The 17,297-nt window shown below is 37.0% G+C and carries 17 protein-coding genes; 9 read left to right on the top strand and 8 right to left on the bottom strand.

What is annotated here, in order from left to right; genetic code table 11:
* Positions 1-559 precede the first annotated feature (559 nt).
* Genes C9J38_RS19380 through cobU form a run of 3 tightly spaced genes read right to left on the bottom strand, consistent with a single transcriptional unit; the run spans position 560 to position 3,258 of the window.
* Entirely contained in the window at positions 560-2,026 is a 1,467-nt protein-coding gene (locus C9J38_RS19380) for a cobyric acid synthase (RefSeq protein ID WP_107208529.1), read from the bottom strand.
* Between the two features lie 35 nt (positions 2,027-2,061).
* The gene (locus C9J38_RS19375; RefSeq protein WP_107208528.1) at positions 2,062-2,688 is read right to left on the bottom strand and encodes a histidine phosphatase family protein; all 627 of its coding nucleotides are present in this window, start codon (positions 2,686-2,688) and stop codon (positions 2,062-2,064) included.
* 15 nt (positions 2,689-2,703) lie between these two features.
* Entirely contained in the window at positions 2,704-3,258 is a 555-nt protein-coding gene (gene cobU / locus C9J38_RS19370; protein ID WP_107208527.1) for a bifunctional adenosylcobinamide kinase/adenosylcobinamide-phosphate guanylyltransferase, read from the bottom strand.
* Between the two features lie 258 nt (positions 3,259-3,516).
* On the opposite strand from cobU, the gene C9J38_RS19365 reads away from it, so the two are divergent.
* Positions 3,517-4,620: a nucleotidyltransferase family protein gene (locus tag C9J38_RS19365; RefSeq protein ID WP_107208526.1), complete on the top strand. Its 1,104-nt coding sequence runs from the start codon at positions 3,517-3,519 to the stop codon at positions 4,618-4,620.
* Between the two features lie 90 nt (positions 4,621-4,710).
* Here C9J38_RS19365 and C9J38_RS19360 read toward each other — a convergent pair whose 3' ends face one another.
* Positions 4,711-5,166, bottom strand: coding sequence for a helix-hairpin-helix domain-containing protein (locus tag C9J38_RS19360; RefSeq protein ID WP_107208525.1), 456 nt, complete (start codon positions 5,164-5,166; stop codon positions 4,711-4,713).
* 380 nt (positions 5,167-5,546) lie between these two features.
* Here C9J38_RS19360 and C9J38_RS19355 point away from each other — a divergent pair, with 380 nt between their 5' ends.
* Complete coding sequence (locus C9J38_RS19355; protein ID WP_107208524.1) at positions 5,547-6,356, top strand: alpha/beta fold hydrolase; 810 nt, start codon at positions 5,547-5,549, stop codon at positions 6,354-6,356.
* A gap of 94 nt (positions 6,357-6,450) precedes the next feature.
* Here the strand turns inward: C9J38_RS19355 and C9J38_RS19350 are convergent, their stop codons facing one another.
* From C9J38_RS19350 to C9J38_RS19340, 3 genes are all read right to left on the bottom strand, one after another.
* The gene (locus tag C9J38_RS19350; RefSeq protein ID WP_107208523.1) at positions 6,451-7,269 is read right to left on the bottom strand and encodes an alpha/beta fold hydrolase; all 819 of its coding nucleotides are present in this window, start codon (positions 7,267-7,269) and stop codon (positions 6,451-6,453) included.
* A gap of 36 nt (positions 7,270-7,305) precedes the next feature.
* Positions 7,306-8,652 (bottom strand): MATE family efflux transporter, encoded by a 1,347-nt coding sequence (locus tag C9J38_RS19345; protein WP_107208522.1) that lies wholly within the window; start codon positions 8,650-8,652, stop codon positions 7,306-7,308.
* A gap of 87 nt (positions 8,653-8,739) precedes the next feature.
* A complete protein-coding gene (locus C9J38_RS19340; protein ID WP_107208521.1) occupies positions 8,740-9,318 on the bottom strand; it encodes a nucleoside triphosphate pyrophosphohydrolase family protein in 579 nt (192 codons plus the stop codon).
* 346 nt (positions 9,319-9,664) lie between these two features.
* On the opposite strand from C9J38_RS19340, the gene C9J38_RS19335 reads away from it, so the two are divergent.
* The 7 genes from C9J38_RS19335 (at position 9,665) to C9J38_RS19305 (ending at position 16,346) form a co-directional block, all read left to right on the top strand.
* Positions 9,665-10,387 (top strand): glycerophosphodiester phosphodiesterase family protein, encoded by a 723-nt coding sequence (locus C9J38_RS19335; RefSeq protein ID WP_107208520.1) that lies wholly within the window; start codon positions 9,665-9,667, stop codon positions 10,385-10,387.
* A 286-nt stretch (positions 10,388-10,673) separates the two neighbouring features.
* A complete protein-coding gene (locus C9J38_RS19330; protein WP_199187082.1) occupies positions 10,674-11,957 on the top strand; it encodes a sodium:proton antiporter in 1,284 nt (427 codons plus the stop codon).
* A 312-nt stretch (positions 11,958-12,269) separates the two neighbouring features.
* Positions 12,270-13,175, top strand: coding sequence for a DMT family transporter (locus C9J38_RS19325; protein WP_107208519.1), 906 nt, complete (start codon positions 12,270-12,272; stop codon positions 13,173-13,175).
* Positions 13,176-13,312: 137 nt separating this feature from the next.
* Complete coding sequence (locus tag C9J38_RS19320) at positions 13,313-13,996, top strand: DUF4336 domain-containing protein (protein WP_107208518.1); 684 nt, start codon at positions 13,313-13,315, stop codon at positions 13,994-13,996.
* A gap of 142 nt (positions 13,997-14,138) precedes the next feature.
* Positions 14,139-14,414 (top strand): hypothetical protein, encoded by a 276-nt coding sequence (locus tag C9J38_RS19315; RefSeq protein WP_107208517.1) that lies wholly within the window; start codon positions 14,139-14,141, stop codon positions 14,412-14,414.
* A gap of 83 nt (positions 14,415-14,497) precedes the next feature.
* Positions 14,498-15,574 (top strand): DUF2817 domain-containing protein, encoded by a 1,077-nt coding sequence (locus C9J38_RS19310; RefSeq protein ID WP_107208516.1) that lies wholly within the window; start codon positions 14,498-14,500, stop codon positions 15,572-15,574.
* Between the two features lie 19 nt (positions 15,575-15,593).
* Positions 15,594-16,346 carry an alpha/beta fold hydrolase gene (locus tag C9J38_RS19305; RefSeq protein WP_107208515.1) on the top strand — a complete coding sequence of 251 codons (753 nt, stop codon included), beginning with the start codon at positions 15,594-15,596 and terminating at the stop codon, positions 16,344-16,346.
* Between the two features lie 29 nt (positions 16,347-16,375).
* Here the strand turns inward: C9J38_RS19305 and C9J38_RS19300 are convergent, their stop codons facing one another.
* The gene (locus C9J38_RS19300) at positions 16,376-17,239 is read right to left on the bottom strand and encodes a LysR family transcriptional regulator (RefSeq protein WP_107208514.1); all 864 of its coding nucleotides are present in this window, start codon (positions 17,237-17,239) and stop codon (positions 16,376-16,378) included.
* Positions 17,240-17,297 lie beyond the last annotated feature (58 nt).

Raw genomic sequence — 17,297 nt, 5'->3', positions numbered from 1 at the left:
ATTATGAATAGACATTGAACTGTATAAATCTGGGATTTATATCACTTTAATCTTCAGTCAATATTACTATTACATACTTAAATTTGCCCCTTATCGCAAAATGGTCAATTAAAATTTCATTTAATTTATGAGAGATTAACCGCACAAAATAACAACTAAGTAATCAAATTACTTGCTTAATTGTGAATCCTTTTCAGATTTCTCAATAGTATAACCCCATGTTAAGACTAGTAATATATTGACAAAGATAATACTAAATTCTCTATAAAAATAATTATTGTCAACTCCACTGCCTTTAAATGAAGGGATTTAATACCGCAGTTAAACCACTACTTGATGTTATATTTTTACATATATCCAATAAGTACCACGCCTGGCAATAAACTACATACTTAGCTTTTCCATTTTTTATGTCAATAGAATAAAAAAAGTACGTATTAAATATTATAAATACGTAGATTACTTGATATAACTTAATGATAGCGTTTGTATATACCGCGTATTCCAGTAATAGAAAACCAATATAATATATTAATAACTATCTTTTGGATTCGACTAACTAAAACCCTAAGTTATTTAAGTCTAAATACTGCTCTACTGCATCTGCAATTATGTTAATCCCATCTTCTTTCGTTTGTTGAAAATCAGAAGTTCGGATATCTGTTAAACCAGCCCAAGCTAAGATTTCATTACAAGCCGATTGCAGCTCAAAGATCCCATGTAAATACGTACCAAAAACTTGATTATCTACACCTAACATACCATCCACTCCATCGATGAGTTTAATAGGCGCATCTTGCTCTGTTTCAACAGACGTAACCCCCGCATGGATCTCGTAGCCTGTGACAGCAACGGTATTATTCGCGGTTAATGTTAAGGAGCCAGAAACTTGCTTAAGTTGCTTATGCTGCTTAATTTCAGTCGTTATAGGTAAATACCCAAGCCCTTGTGTATTTCCACTTTCCCCTTCAATACCATAAGGATCTGAAATTGACTCTCCAAGCATTTGATAACCGCCACATATTCCCATCACTTTGCCACCGAAACGCAAATGACGTTGTATCTGTTTATCCCAATGTTGAGATCGTAGATAATCTAGATCGCTGCGCACACTTTTAGAACCCGGTAAGATAATTAAATCAGCAGGGGGGATCGCTTGTCCTTTACCAATAAATTGTAGGTTAACCTGTGGGTGCATCCGCAACGGATCAAAATCGGTATGATTACTTATACGTGGAAACACGGGCACTATAACCGTAATAGCATTATCTTCTGCATCGATTTGTTGAACGTTAATGGCATCTTCAGCCTCTAGCATTAGACCATGCAGATAAGGCAACACACCAATAACCGGTTTACCTGTTTTTTTCTCAAGCCAATCAAGCCCTGATTCTAATAATTTAATGTCTCCTCTAAATCTATTTATAACAAAGCCTTTCACTCGCGCTTGTTCAGATTCAGATAATAGAGCTAATGTGCCATAGAGATGCGCAAATACTCCTCCTCTGTCTATATCAGCAACAATAATCACAGGGACATCCGCTTCTTCAGCAAAGCCCATGTTGGCAACATCATTTTCACGAAGATTTATTTCAGCAGGACTACCAGCGCCTTCTATGATTACCGCATCATATTCTTCCGTCAGCCGCTGGAAAGATTCTAATATAGGCTTCATAACAACTTTCTTATAGCTGTTATAGCCAATCGCATTCATATCTTCCAACACCTTACCCTGAACGATTACTTGGGCTCCAATATCCGTATTGGGTTTTAATAACACTGGATTCATATGAACGGTGGGCTCAATACCACAAGCGAAAGCTTGTACGGCTTGTGCTCGACCAATTTCGCCGCCATCTTTCGTTACAGCACTATTAAGCGCCATATTTTGTGATTTAAATGGCGCAACACGAATGCCTTTACGCGCAAGTACACGACATATTCCAGCGACAAGCACACTTTTCCCTGCATCTGATGTTGTGCCTTGAACCATTAATGTCCGTGTTGTATTCGCTATTTTATCCATGTTTTGTTTTATTAAATCCTATAAAGATATTGCAATTAATCACAAAATGGCGGCCATTGTAGCTGAGGCCAATCTTGTTGATTATCATGATAGACAGTAATGCGCATTCTGGCGGCATAAGGTAAATGAATGCGATGAAGGTAGGTGTTATTACGTGGCATTTCTAGTAACAGACGTAACAGCTGACGCATAACGCCAGAATGCGTAACCAATAAGATTTTTTTTCCTTTTTGCTGTGTTAATAAATCTTGCCAAGCTCGCTTTATCCGAATATCAAACTGCTCTAGCGTTTCGCCATTATGTGGCGCTGTTCCGTCTTCACAAACGTGCCAGGGATCGTGCCAATAATGGTCAATATTATCCCCAAGTTGTTCAACTAACTGCTGACGCGTTAACCCATCCCAATCTCCAAAATCCATTTCTCGCCAACTATCGCTATGCAAAACATTAATCATGAATTTTTGTGCCATAAAATCAGCAAATGAAGAGCAACGTTGTAATGAGGAGCTTACAATACAATCAAGGTCTTTGAGATTTTCGATGGCCACCTTCATTTGCTCAAAACCTTGTTCAGTTAGTACAAAATCAGTGTGGCCTCGTAAACAATTATCACCTTCAGGTAAACCATGCCGTAGAATATCTATTTGGGTTATCTTTGCCATTAGATCCTCATCCTTTTATACAACGCTTAACGTCGGGCCTTTTAATACTTGTGGTATACCAGCAGTTACAAATATTACCCGTGCAGATTGTTTCGCAATCGCTTGATGCAGCCAACCACTCTCATCGACAAATCGACGAGAAACTTCACCTAGCGGCACTATTCCTTGCCCTACTTCATTACTCACTAAAATGATATGCCCTTTTGCTTCACTAATAGCGTGTAGAAAGTCTGTTTTTGCCTGTTGCCATGAATGGTTACCAATAGGTTGAAATAAGCAGTTATTTAACCATAACGTTAAACAATCGATCAGTAAGCATGTCTGATTGTTACTATGTTCACGAATAATATTTGCCAAATCATAAGGCTCTTCAATCAGCATCCACTTAGAAGGACGTTGCTGTTTATGAATTAGAATGCGTTCAGCCATTTCATTATCACAAGCGGTTGCTGTTGCTACATATTTAACAACCAAGCCAGATTGTTCTGCGAGCTGTTCCGCTAAACGACTCTTACCAGAACGTGCGCCACCCAAGATCAATTCTGTACCCAGCAACGGCTTTACATGCATAATAAACCTATTAATTATATAAAATACAGAATGTTAACTTATTAATACCATGCTGTATTGTGGCATTTCACAGTTATGAACATGGATAGAAAATATTTACAGTCACCAAATTTCAAACGGCAGCAATAGAAGCCAAAAGTGTCTTAATTTCAAGATTGCCTAGCAATAAAAATTCTCTTTCATTATGAGTAAATTTGATTTTTATTATTAAAGACTAATACTTAGACTATGAATTAAACAATCTATTAGGAAGAAATTATGGCTTCTCAACAAGTACGACTGGTTGATGTGTTGAGACTTCCAACGGTTTTGCTTTCCTTAGATTCAAGATCTCTCTACCAAATTATTACGGAAGCTCGATATTTATCATTACTAGGACAATTAAAAAAAACCTGTGAACGTAATGAAATTTGGCAAGATCTTCCTCTTTTCTTCCAGCAACAGCTAATTTCAGGCTTTCATAGTTATGAAAAACAAAAGCAATCATTAGAATTTGAACATCAGGAGTTAACCAAACAGTTTCAAGGTATATTACCGTCATGGCGCTATATTCGCGGTAGCGCATTACAACTTTCTGAAGTTGAGGCATTTTCAGGTAGGATTAAAAACAATATTGAGATATTAATTTCTAAGTCATTTGTAGAAGCTGTTTTACAACGGTTGTTAAATAATGGATGGCGTTATAAATATATAACCGACTACGAGGAAACTTTCTATTGTCGTTGGTCTCAGCAAACGACGCCGTTAGTTCATAAAGAAAGACGAACTGAGTTAGCTATTCATTATCATTTATTACCTAAAACACTAACCCATAAATTAAAAGAAGCACCTTTACTTCACCATCATATATCTCCCAGTATTGCCCTACCAGCAACGCTTTTATCTCCTGAGGCTATGGTACTTCATCAGGCTATTATGCTCTTTAATCAAGTTGATTTTCATCATGGCTTACGTGATATATACGACTTAAATTTACAATTTCAGCATTATGGACAACAGCGATTATTCTGGCATAACTTAATTCAACTTCACCAGCAAATTGGAAAAGATAACAGCCTGTATCTTGCACTTTCGTTATGTCACAAATTATTCGATTTACCGATTCCTAGCAACATGCAGCAATATTTAAATCAATCACAATTCCAGCGTACAATTTTCTGGCTTTATAAAGATAGATTTACTGAAGTTATCAATCATGCTTTTCCAAAACACCAAAACTCTCATTACCATTTTGCAGTTAAATCATTACGCTTTCGTGGCCGTTTAAAACGTATGCCTATTTATGCAATTGTGCCGCACATTATTAAACGGAGTGTGCTTAATTTGATGCCACATGAGGAAGATGAAGAAATCATTTACTAATGCATTTCTCTTTAATCAAAAAACCTCTTAAGCACTTTCAACCAATAAGTAGTCTAGTGTGTTTAAGAGGCTTTATAGCGAAGATCTACTTTAGAACTTTAAGTATTTCTTCATTTTACCGACGCTTTTTTCGCCAAGCCCTGTTACCTTTTCTAAATCTTTACTACTTTTGAATTTTCCATTCTTTTTGCGGTAGTCAACAATCGCTTTTGCTTTTGCTTCACCAATACCAGGAAGTGATGCTGCAAGCTCTGAGGCTGAAGCAGTGTTCACATTAACGGCTTTAAGTTGCTTTTTAACTTCTGTTTTTGACTTTGTCGTGGACGCTTTTTTACTATCAGTGACTTTAGATGAAGATATCTTTTTTGCTTTATCTGCTTCTTTTTTCGCAGACTTCTTCACCTTGGTAATACAATCCATTTTTTTCTGCTTATCTGCCTTATATTTGGTTTCACATTTCTTGATAAGCTTAGTGGTATCGGTTGTAGCAGCCTGAGATGCAAATGGCACAATGAACGCAAGTGTTAATAATAATTTTTTAAACATTAGAAAACTCCTTTATAGATAATCCAGTGTAGATTAAAGACGATTGATACAAAAAAATAAAATAAAACATCATAAAGCGTTTAAACCATCGTTTTTATTCACCTTTACGGCTTAAACCATCAGTAAAGACTCTCACTTTCTTTTATTTATAGATTTATCCATATGTTTTTAAAGTGATTTTTATATCTAGTAAAGAAAACATAGCATGTAGTTTAATTTGTGTTCAATGTAGTGTTGGGTTATGCGATCTTGTTAGAATTATTACAATTATTCATTACTAAGTGGCTACCTTTGGCTATAAGATAGCTATCTTGTGGTCAGGTGAGCTAATAAATAACACCATGCTATGATTCACGCTTCTTGCGTATAAAGGACTTTTGATGACAGACAACATGCTTTTTTATAAAACCTACCCGCACCCAAGCAGTAATGAATGGGTAGTGTTTGTGCATGGTGCCGGTGGCAGTTCAGCAATTTGGTACAAACAGATTAAAGCGTATAAACAACACTTTAATTTGTTACTTCTCGATCTACGTGGTCATGGTAAATCCAATAACATGTTCAAAGACATGATCGCTAATCCCTATACCTTTAAAAGTGTGACGAAAGATATCGTTCATGTACTTAATCACTTGAAGATTCAATCAGCACACTTTGTCGGAATATCTCTGGGCACAATCATTATTCGTAACTTAGCAGAGATAGCACCAGACAGAGTTAAAACGATGATTTTAGGTGGCGCAGTAACACGTTTAAACACTCGTTCTCAAATTTTAGTGAAACTAGGTAATATGTGTAAGCACATTATTCCTTATATGTGGTTATATCGTTTATTTGCCTATGTTGTTATGCCGCAAAAAAATCAACGCGAGTCTCGACATTTATTCGTCAGAGAAGCGAAAAAGTTGTGTCAAAATGAATTTAAGCGATGGTTTAAACTGGCAACAGAAGTAAACCCCATCATGAAGTATTTTAAAGAAAAAGAACTGTCGATACCGACATTGTATTTGATGGGGGCAAATGACTATATGTTTATCAAGCCAGTAAAAGAGATGGTTCAACGACATAAATTTAGTTTTTTGACTGAATTAAAAGATTGCGGGCACGTTTGCAACGTAGAAAGACCGGATGATTTTAATCAACACTCGATCGAATTTATTAAACAACATAAAGCCAGTTATACGGCTTAACATTTCTATTATAAAAAAGGCATAACGCTGCTTAATGATCTTTTTCTAGATCTTTAAGTGCACGTCATGCCATTTTTTTCTGTTTATTTATTAATTAGCGTTCAATGTGCTTAGCTAAGAAAGCTTCAAGTTGCTTGGTTACAAATTCAGGTTGTTCCAAGTTACTAATATGCCCAGCCTCTGGGATCAATACATATTCGCTATCTTTGATCTCATCATGCATCAACTGCGCTTCTAGTGGCGGACGTGGATTATCTTCCATACCTGATAAAATCAAAGTAGGTGCTTTAAGTTGCGCTATATCGTCAAACGTATCTCGACGACCAAACACCATTTTACCCACTTGTGCAATGGCTACTGCTTTATCACCTTTCAGAGACACTAAATGTTGTCTAAAACTATCAACAAGCTCTGGCGTATATTGCTCGGCTTGACGACGGAAAAATAAAGGAACAACACTATCAATAATTGCCTCAGGAATAGCCTGCTGCTCAATAATTGTATTTAACATTGCAAAGTATTTAGCATGTAATACTTCAGGCTCGTAACCTAAAAAAGTATCCATCAATACTAATGCTGTAACACGTTGAGGTACTTTTATGGCAAGCTCTGCTCCCCACATGCCTCCCACTGATAAACCAATAAGCGAAAAGTTATCTATCTTAAGGTGATCAAGTAGTGCAATAACATCATCAGCGTAATCACGCAGCGTACGTGTTTTTTCAGGTGCAGCATCAGCCTGACCATGTGCCCATAACTCAGGCACGATACAACGATAATGCTGACTCAATGCCTCTATTTGTGGTTGCCACATTTTGCTGTCCCACAAATAGCTATGGCCCAAAACGAGTACAGGGCCTCTACCTTGATCTAAATACGTTAATTTACGATCTTCAATTACATAACTTTGCATGCATATCCTTGTCATCATTTATACGTGTTTCACACGCTATCTTACTGCATCTACTTCAAATTGATATTTTTTATCGATCAAGGCAAGTCCCTTTCGATAAAAAATCCATGCGCTGATCCCTGCCGCAAAATTACCAAGCATTGCTCCAGTAAATAGACCTGGAAGACCTGCAAGTTGCGATCCTATCCATAAAATCGGTAGGAAACAGATAAACAAACGCCACGCTGAAATAAATAATGCGCGCATCGGCATTGCTAGCGCATTACAAATCGATACCATAATCATACAAACACCCAATGCGCCTAGACTAATAGGAACGCGTGTTAGGTGCATTAAAAGCACTTGCTGTACTTTGACATCAGATGACAATAATGAACTTAATGGTGACGACAGTAAGAAAATGATGATTGCTATAATAAATTGCCATGCAAGGACAAAAGAGACGGCAATGTTGATCAAAGTTTTGATCCCTTGAATATCTCGTTTACCTAACCGCTTTCCTACCATCTGAGGCATAGACATAGTCAAAGCCAATACAACGACGATAGAGAAAAATTCAATTCGCGACCCCAAAGCCCAAGCGCCGACTGTAGCGGCACCAAAACCTGCGACTAATTTCGTCGCTAACATAGAAGATACAGGAGGCAATAATTGACTCATCATGGCCGGTGCCATGATATGTCCAAGCTCTTTAATCGACTGAATAATATTCAAGCCAGCCCAATGAAAGCTTAACCATTTTTTTTTCATCACTAATGGGAAAACCACCAGCATACCAATAGTAAATGCAGTAATCGTTGCCCAAGCAGCACCATTAATACCCAGTCCAAATTTAAAGATGAACAACGGATCTAAAACAATATTCAATAAGCTTGTTACCATCATCATGGTACCCGGTAACAAAGTATTACCATTTGATCGACATAAGCTATAAGCAAAATACAACATCGAACCACACCATGCACTCATTAGCCAAATAGGCCAATAAGTATCAATGATAGGAAGTACATTTGCTGGCGCATCAAGTAAATGCATGATCACATCACGAAGTGACCAAATGACACCACAGAGTAAAGCGATACCAATACCGCCAACAAGCACAACTAAACCGCCGAGTTGTTGCGCTCTTACTTCTTCATTGGCACCTAACACTCGTGAAATCAATGCAGTAGTCGCGATACCTAAACCAACTTGAAGACCAATAACCACCATTTGCATTGGTAGTGTAAAGCCTTGAGCAGCGAGTGGAAGTACACCAAGCTGAGCGATAAAGGCACTATCTACAAGTTGAAAACTCATCAGCGATAACACACCGAATAACATCGGCCATGTCATTTTAAAGAGGTCTTGAGTTAAAGTTCGAGTATTAGAAGGTAGTTTCATAGATCACTTCTCTTACTGATATAAATAGTTATTACATAAAAACAAAAAATCCCCGCATGAGCGAGGATAGTTGTTCTAATTAAACAATTAGCGGATAACAAGTTTGACCAAATCGGCAGGTCGATAATAAACCGATTTTAGTACCTTACCTTGACGAATAATTTTCCCATCAAGATCTACATCTTGAGCACACTTAGCAATAATATAATCACCTTTGGTGCTAGCCGTTAGTGCAACGCCCTGCTTTGCATAAAACGCTTCAGTGTCTGCGTATTCCTCAGCATTACGGCACACTTTACTCATATTGCTAGAATGGACTTCATTCCAGCAAGCCATAAAATCAATACCTAGGCGAGCTGACATTTGCAACAGAATATCAATCAAATAACTAATACCGATATTATCTTCTACTTGTTTATCACCTAGATGAACTAAGCGCCCCATTAACACATAAACAGAGTCAACGATCGCATCCGCTTGCTCAACTAAAGAATCCGCTTCTGCTAGTTCTGTCATTTCTTCAACAGCAAGTGATGTATGTAAGGCGTCTGCTTTAATATCTAGTGTTTGAGGTGATTCGATATCAAGATCGAATGTAGAACGAAACTCTCTAATATCGCGGTAAAGATGATCAAAAAGAGGTTGGTCTAGCACTGACAGTCTCATTCGTTTTCCTTGTCTCAAATTATAATGGTCTAGTCATTAAAAATACGACGTAAATAGTAACGATAAATATTTTTAATCAGACAACCACAGAATACTAATCTAATCAGAGACTAGATACAAAACCAATTATGAAATCAGTTTTCGTTTGTTGCTAAAACCATCACTTCAAAGATATGCAACGTAACCCTTATGTCTTGTTAGTAGAGAAAAAATCATTGAATGTATGTGTACAAATGTAACAAAATGACATCATGATATTGCGATATTAACACTTGATTGTTCATTAAAATAGATGAAAATCAGTTTGTTAATTTACAACCCATGGTTATTTATTTTGGACACTCATATGATTGCAGGACACCGTGGTGCACGCGCTGTTGCACCAGAAAATACATTGATTTCCATGAAAGCTGCCGCTGATGCAGGTGCAAAATGGATTGAGACGGATACTCAACTTTGTGAAGATTTAGTGCCTGTTATTATCCATGATAAAAGCGTACGTCGATGTACGAATGGTTCAGGGAGTGTTCGCCATAAAACGCTACAGGAATTGAAACAACTTGATGCTGGCAGTTGGTTTTCACCAGAGTTTGCAGGAGAAACCATCCCTACGTTACATGAGCTACTTGCCGCTTGTGATGAATATGGCCTTAATCTTAACCTTGAAATAAAGGTACATTACGAAGAAGAAGTGGCCTTACAAGTAACAAAAACAATTGAAGCGATAAAAAATTATGGCTTTGATCCAGAACGTCTTATTTTATCTAGTTTTTCTTATAACGCGGTTCATCAATGCTTAGAGCAATGGCCTGAAGTACGCCGAGGGTTAATTATTGAAGATTGGGTACCTGATATTGAACGATTAGATGAAAAATTGAAGTTGTACAGTATCCATCTCGATCATCATCTTCTCAATGAAAAACTTGCAAAAGAAATTATCCAAGCCGGTAAAGTACTGCAAATTTGGACAATGAATGACCCTAAAAAAGTAGCTAAATTTACTCGATGGGGCGTATCAACAATCATCACAGATGATCCTGCATTACTCATTTCAGTGCTTAACGACTAACATCTTTTCTGTATAAGCGCTTATTGGCAAGCGCTTATCTCCCCCTTACAAGCTAAGGGCTAAATTATAATTCAAGCTATATTTTTGATTATTTATATTCCGAAATAATACAAATAATTCTAATAGCAATCTGTATAAAATGTTTCAATATGTGTGGGTAATATTAATACTATATGAATGATATATTGATAGTGATTCTCTCTGTTTGAAAAATCGCTCTATATTATAAATAACCGTAACTGAATAATATTGTCAGAAAATAATCAGAATTGGGAGAAAAATCTTCATGTCAGTATATGACACTATATGTATTATGGCGGCAATTGCAGTCTTTATTTCAATAATTAACCATAAGATTGGACGTTTTCAAACAACCATTGCGATTACAGGTTGGTCTATCGCTATATCGCTTATTCTTTTAGCATTAACTAGCTTTGGTTATATTTCAATAGATAAAGAAAATGCGTTAATAGAGCTTATTCAACATATAAAATTTGAAGACTTCTTACTAAAAGGTGTGCTTGGTTTCTTATTATTTGCAGGTGCACTAAATATAGATTTAAACCATTTAAAAGACCAAAAATTTGAAATTACCTTTCTTGCTCTTGTCGGCACGCTATTTTCTACTTTTTTTATCGGCATTGTCATATGGTTAATATTCAATCTTATCGGTATTGACCTCAATTTTATTTATTGCTGTTTATTCGGCGCACTTATTTCTCCTACCGATCCAATTGCTGTATTAGCAATTGTGAAAAAATTAAAGGCGCCACAACGTATTTCAACTCAAATTGAAGGTGAATCATTATTTAATGATGGCGTAGGTTTAGTTATTTTCGTTACTATTTTTGAAGTCGCTTTTGGAAAAACAACGCCAACGGTATCTGGTACTGCACTACTTTTCATTCGTGAAGCCCTTGGCGGTATTGCTTTTGGTGCAGTGTTAGGCGGTATATTCCACTACCTAATTAAAGGTTCAAGCGATAATATGATGCGCTTAATATTAACCATGCTTATTCCTACCTTTGGTTATGTATTAGGTGAACATTTAGAAGTTTCAGCCCCTCTTGCAATGGTTGTTTCAGGGATCCTAATTGGCAATATCACGCGTAAATACATTTCAGAACAATCGGCAGACCAAATGGCACATTTATGGGAATTGGTCGATGAAATTTTAAATGCCGTATTATTCCTTCTTATCGGTTTTGTGATGATCACCTTTAGCTTCCACCGCATTGATATCATCGCGGTAATTATTGCAATCCCACTCGTATTATTAAGTCGTTATCTAAGTATTCGTCTCTCTTATATCGGTTTTACACGTTACCGCCAATACAACCCAGAGTCTGTTAAAATTCTTACATGGGGCGGCTTACGTGGTGGCTTAGCACTTGCTATGGCGATGGCTATCCCAGCCCATATTTACTTACCATCACATCCGGATGTCAGTGTTAAAGAAATCATTGTCTTAATGACTTACGCTATTGTGATCTTTTCAATATTGATCCAAGGCTCAACCATTACCCCAATGATCATGAAAGCAAAAGCGGTTGACAATAAACCATTCTAAGGAGAGAACATGTATTGGATCCATCACCATCACATTATTATTGCATTTGTTGGTCTAATTGCTGCCTTTGGTGCCGGCCTTATTGGGCTTTATAAGCAGAAATAAGAACAGCAAAACCAGAGACAAATCCATACAAAAGAGATAAAGAACCGTTATGTTTTTATCTCTTTTTTTATGATCAACGTCTAATTCGAGCAAGTATTGCATTGATCGTTACTTTTGAATAATTAACTACATTTTTACAATCAACCATTGTTAATAAAATCGCTTCCTTTATGATATTTTTAATCACTTTAAATAAGACATATATTAATGACCACCAGCAATGAGAGTTTAATTCCATTAGGCGCACGTTTTATGCTCCTTTCTGCCCTCGGTTTTGCCTTAATGTCTTCTACCGTTAAATACGTTAACCAAATAGGCATTCCAGTCTTTGAAATTGTTGCGGCGCGTGCTGTTGTTTCTCTTATCATTAGTTATTTAGATATTAAGCGTAAAGGCATTTCGGTCTGGGGGAATAATAAGCCATTATTAGTTGTTCGAGGTATTGTAGGTACTATTGGACTCTCATGTGTTTATTATGCTGTTACTACACTTCCCCTTGCCGAAGCTACCATTTTGCAATACACCAATCCCGTATTTACTGCTTTACTTGCCGTCATCTTCTTAAAAGAGCGCGTTCAATTTTCAACGCTAGTGTGCATTTTTTTGAGTATCTTAGGCTTATTTTTTATCGTTAATCCAACAACATTAACATCTGGAAGTTCTCACCTGCCCTTATTTAGCGTCATGATTGCATTAATCGGTGCTTTCGTTAGTGCTATTTCATATATTATTGTGAAAAAACTCAGTAGCACGGAAGATAGCTCCGTCATTATCTTTTACTTCCCGCTGATCACCTTACCATTAGCCCTACTTTTGATCGCTGATAACTTCGTTGTCCCTGATTTACCTACCACTATCTGCCTAATATTAGTCGGCATTTTTACACAAGTAGGACAAGTCGGCTTAACAAAAGCGATGCAAACTCAAACAGCAGGAAAAGCAACAGCTTACTCTTATGTTCAAATTGTCTTATCAATCATCCTTGGATTTATAATCTTCAAAGAAGTCCCATCTATTTGGACCTACCTCGGTGGTGTACTGATTATTTCGGGAGCTGTTGTGAATCTGTTTGGCCACAACATGATGAAAAAGATTAAACGCACCACGGTATAAGTATTGAAGAAACATAAAGAGTGATGGATTTTAACAATATCTTAATGATAATCTAATGAAAGAATTTTCATGATGATTTACGGTCAAGGAATGACCGTTTACAACATAATCTATCAATGTAGTACGCAGGAAGCGGTATGATCGAATGTTATAAAAATAGACTTTGGTATCAAGATTTTGCCATGAAAACCAACGGTATTGCGGTTGGTTGTAAAATGACAGTGATAAAATTAGACGATGATCGTTTGTTTATTCACTCCCCTGTTGAACTCGACAATGCATTGAAATCAACCATAGAGCAACTGGGTGAAATTGTCGCCGTTGTCACTCCCAATCAAAGCTATCATCACTATTTATCAGAGTGGTGGCTCGCTTATCCAGATGCCTATTTCTTTGCCGCTCCTGGTTTACAACAAAAACGTGGAGATCTAACGTTTGACGACGTATTACGCCAGTACACTCCCGCTTTATGGCAAGGACAACTATTACAAACCTTAATTAAGGGTAGTGACAACTTTGAAGAAATCGCCTTTTGTGATCCTTTATCAAAAACATTAATTTTGGGTGATTTACTTGCATGGATGGTTGATAAGAAGCACCCACTGAGTATAGGTTATGGGCTTCTAAACGGTTGCTATATTCACCCAGCCATGCCTTTCTATTTACGACTCAGTTTTACCGACCGCGTAAGATTACGCCAATCAATTCAAGAGATCTTAACATGGCCTTTTGACCGTATCATTTTTGCAAAAGGTAAAGTTATTGAGACAAACGGCAAACAGTTATTCTCAACAGCTTTTCACTGGTTATTCCACGCTTAGCAAAATAATGCTTATTTATTCATCTGTCTCACAGTAATTGTGAGACAGATCAATAAATACATTCAACCTAAAGCGCATAGTATTCTGATTATTATCGCCATGCTTATCACTTTTTCAGATAAGTTTGATTCGGAACCATACTATGAATCCAATAAGAATTTATATTCGCGACATTTTAGGCCTTGGTGTTGTCGGTATGTTTATCTTAGCAATACTTGGGATTATTTTTGCGGCTGTTGGAGCCATTCACTATATGACAGGGGCAACAGATTTAGTTGCTAAAGATCTTCATCTTGCGATGACCCACATTGTTTTTTTAGTCCCAGCATTGTTACTCGGCTATGCTATCAACCGACCAAAATGGATAGCGGAAACAACACAGTTTCGCTTAGTAAAAGCCAAGAAAGAGTCTGCATAAGCTTTAATAGAAAAAGAGCCTGACATCTAATTGTCAACATACACTGATATTGTTTCTTTTTTATCTTTGTGTGTGAGGCTCTTTTGCTAAACGCTAAAACTTCCCCGATTTCAACGTTATTACCAGAACTCTTACAACTTGAAACGTTAATTGAAAGGTTAAGCCAGTACAAATCCCCTGTTCCATTTCACTGTAATGTATTTGCCCACATCCCTTGCAATGATCATTTTCCTCAGCACAATAAAAATAACTTACCACTCTATGCGATTCATCTTGGTACGCCTGAGCCAAATGCACCATTAATGCTATTTGTAGGCGGTGTTCATGGTTTGGAACGGATTGGCACTCAAGTACTGCTGTCATATCTGCATACAATCATCGAACGCATAACATGGGATACCACGCTACATCATCTTTTACAGCAGATTCAAATCGTTTTTATTCCTTTAGTAAACCCTGTAGGGATGGCGAAAAATTACCGTTCAAATGGTAATCATGTTGATTTAATGCGAAATGCACCTTTAAACAGTCAAGAAAATACAGCTTTTTTAATTGGTGGACATCGCTTATCTCCTCGCATCCCTTGGTTTAGAGGAAACAACAGTCAACAAATGGAATTAGAAGCAGAAGCATTAACCCGTTACGTTACCGACTTAACAACATCTCGACCTGTAACACTGTCGTTAGATTGTCACTCCGGCTTTGGTTTAAAAGATAGAATTTGGTTTCCTTATGCCCATAGTGCAACACGAGCCTTCCCTTATATTGGTGATGTTTACCATCTCCGACATAGATTTATGACGACTTACCCTAATCAAAATTATATTTTTGAGCCTCAGGCTTTGCACTATCTCTGTCATGGGGATTTATGGGATCACATCACCCTACAATGTTTAAGGCAACAACAGGCTATACTACCACTAACATTAGAAATGGGATCTTGGCGTTGGATAAAGAAAAATCCACTTCAAATTCGGCAAGCATTGGGTATTTTTAACCCCATGAAACCTCAACGCATACAACGCGTATTACAAAAACACATTGTGCTGATGGATTTCATGATCAATGCGACTGCAAACTACCCGTCATGGTTCAATCACGCAGATAACCCTTACTACAAACAACAAGCATTATCTCGCTGGTATAAAAAACAACAATAAACTACTGTGGCTTTTAAATATGACCAAACAACACACTATTATATTATTGCGAGGATTATTCCGAGACCAATTTCATTGGGGGGACTTTCGGCAAACGCTGAAATCAAACTTTCCCCGCTCAAATATTGTTTGTCTTGATATTGCAGGCAATGGCACTCGTAATAACGAAAAAACACCATCGAGCCTTGAAGACATTGCTCGAGATCTGCACCAACATTTCCATGCTTTACAGCCAGATCATCAAGCCGATATTATTGCAATTTCTATGGGAGGAATGATTGCTTTAAAGTGGATGACATTATTTCCAAATGATATTCGTAAAGCGATATTGATTAATACCAGTACCCAAAGCCTTTCTCCCTTTCATCAACGTTTACGTTGGCAGCGCTATATCGATATTTTCCAAATTTTATGGTTACCAAACTTAAAACAAGAAGAAAAAATCATTCATTTAACATCAAATAAACAATGGGATAGCGTTGAACTTATTGCTTTATCTCATCGCTGGGCTAACTGGAAAGAACAACATCCCATTTCATGTCTCAACATGTTTAATCAACTCAATGCTAGTCGTGAGTTTATATTACCGAATAAGCTATCTCAGCCAATTAGTTTACTTACAAGCGAGCAAGACAAGCTCGTAAATTACCAGTGCAGTATTGATTTAGCTAACTATTGGAATTTGCCTGTTCATATTCACCCCACAGCAGGTCACGATATACCGCTTGATGACCCACTGTGGGTTTGTGAGCACGCTAAACGTTTCTTATAATCTCACGTATTCTTTCATTATCAGTTTAATCACTTTGAAAATTGCTCACGTAGTAATTCAATCATGGCTCGTGTTTTTTTCGGAATAAAACGACGGGATGGATACACTAACGTCATAACAATATCTATTTCAAAGGTATCTGGAAGTACTGGAATTAAATCGCCGCTGGCAACTTTATCTTCAAATAAGACAACTGGCAGTATAGCGATTCCTCTACCTGATTCAGTTAAGTGATTAATTAAACCAAAATCTTCTGAAACTAAACGAACATTCATTCTTTCTGGCAATAACGTTGAGTTATATCGGCTCGTTAAAATCGGGTGTTGATAAAGCGCTTCCATCGTCGTTGGTAAACGGTATGACTCAAGATATTTAGGAGAACAATACAAACGGTTCGCTGAACTCAGAAACGTTTGTTGAACATAGTTTTCGTTAATCACATCAACAATGTTTGGCAATAGCTGTAAATCGATATTCTCTCTTTTTAAATCGATGCTTTCATACCGATGAATAATATCTAATGTTACATCTGGAAATTGTTCTGTGTATCGATCCAATATTTCAAGAAAAACAGAGGATGAAATAAAGGCTGCTGGAATCGCCATTTTAAGCACACCACTGAATGCTTGTTGCTGGCTTTTCACTAAATTCACCGCTTGGTCAACTTCACTTAATGGCTGGTTGATATATTGATAAAACAACCGTCCATTTTCAGTTAATTCAATTTGTCGTGTTGTTCTTATCAATAACTGACAACCAAGATCTTTTTCAAGTTGTTGTATTCTTCTGCTAATTTTAGAACGTTGTAATGAATGTGCTTTTGCCGCAACACTGATCCCACCATGTCTGACCGTTAACATAAATAAATAAATATCATCTAACGATGCTTTCATAACACATACAACCATTGTCCTAAAAATAGAACGCAAGTGTAATACTTATTAGTCTATT

It is taken from the genome of Photobacterium sp. GB-210 (assembly GCF_003026075.1).
Lineage (GTDB): Bacteria > Pseudomonadota > Gammaproteobacteria > Enterobacterales > Vibrionaceae > Photobacterium.
This window is presented reverse-complemented; position numbering and strand designations above follow the sequence as displayed.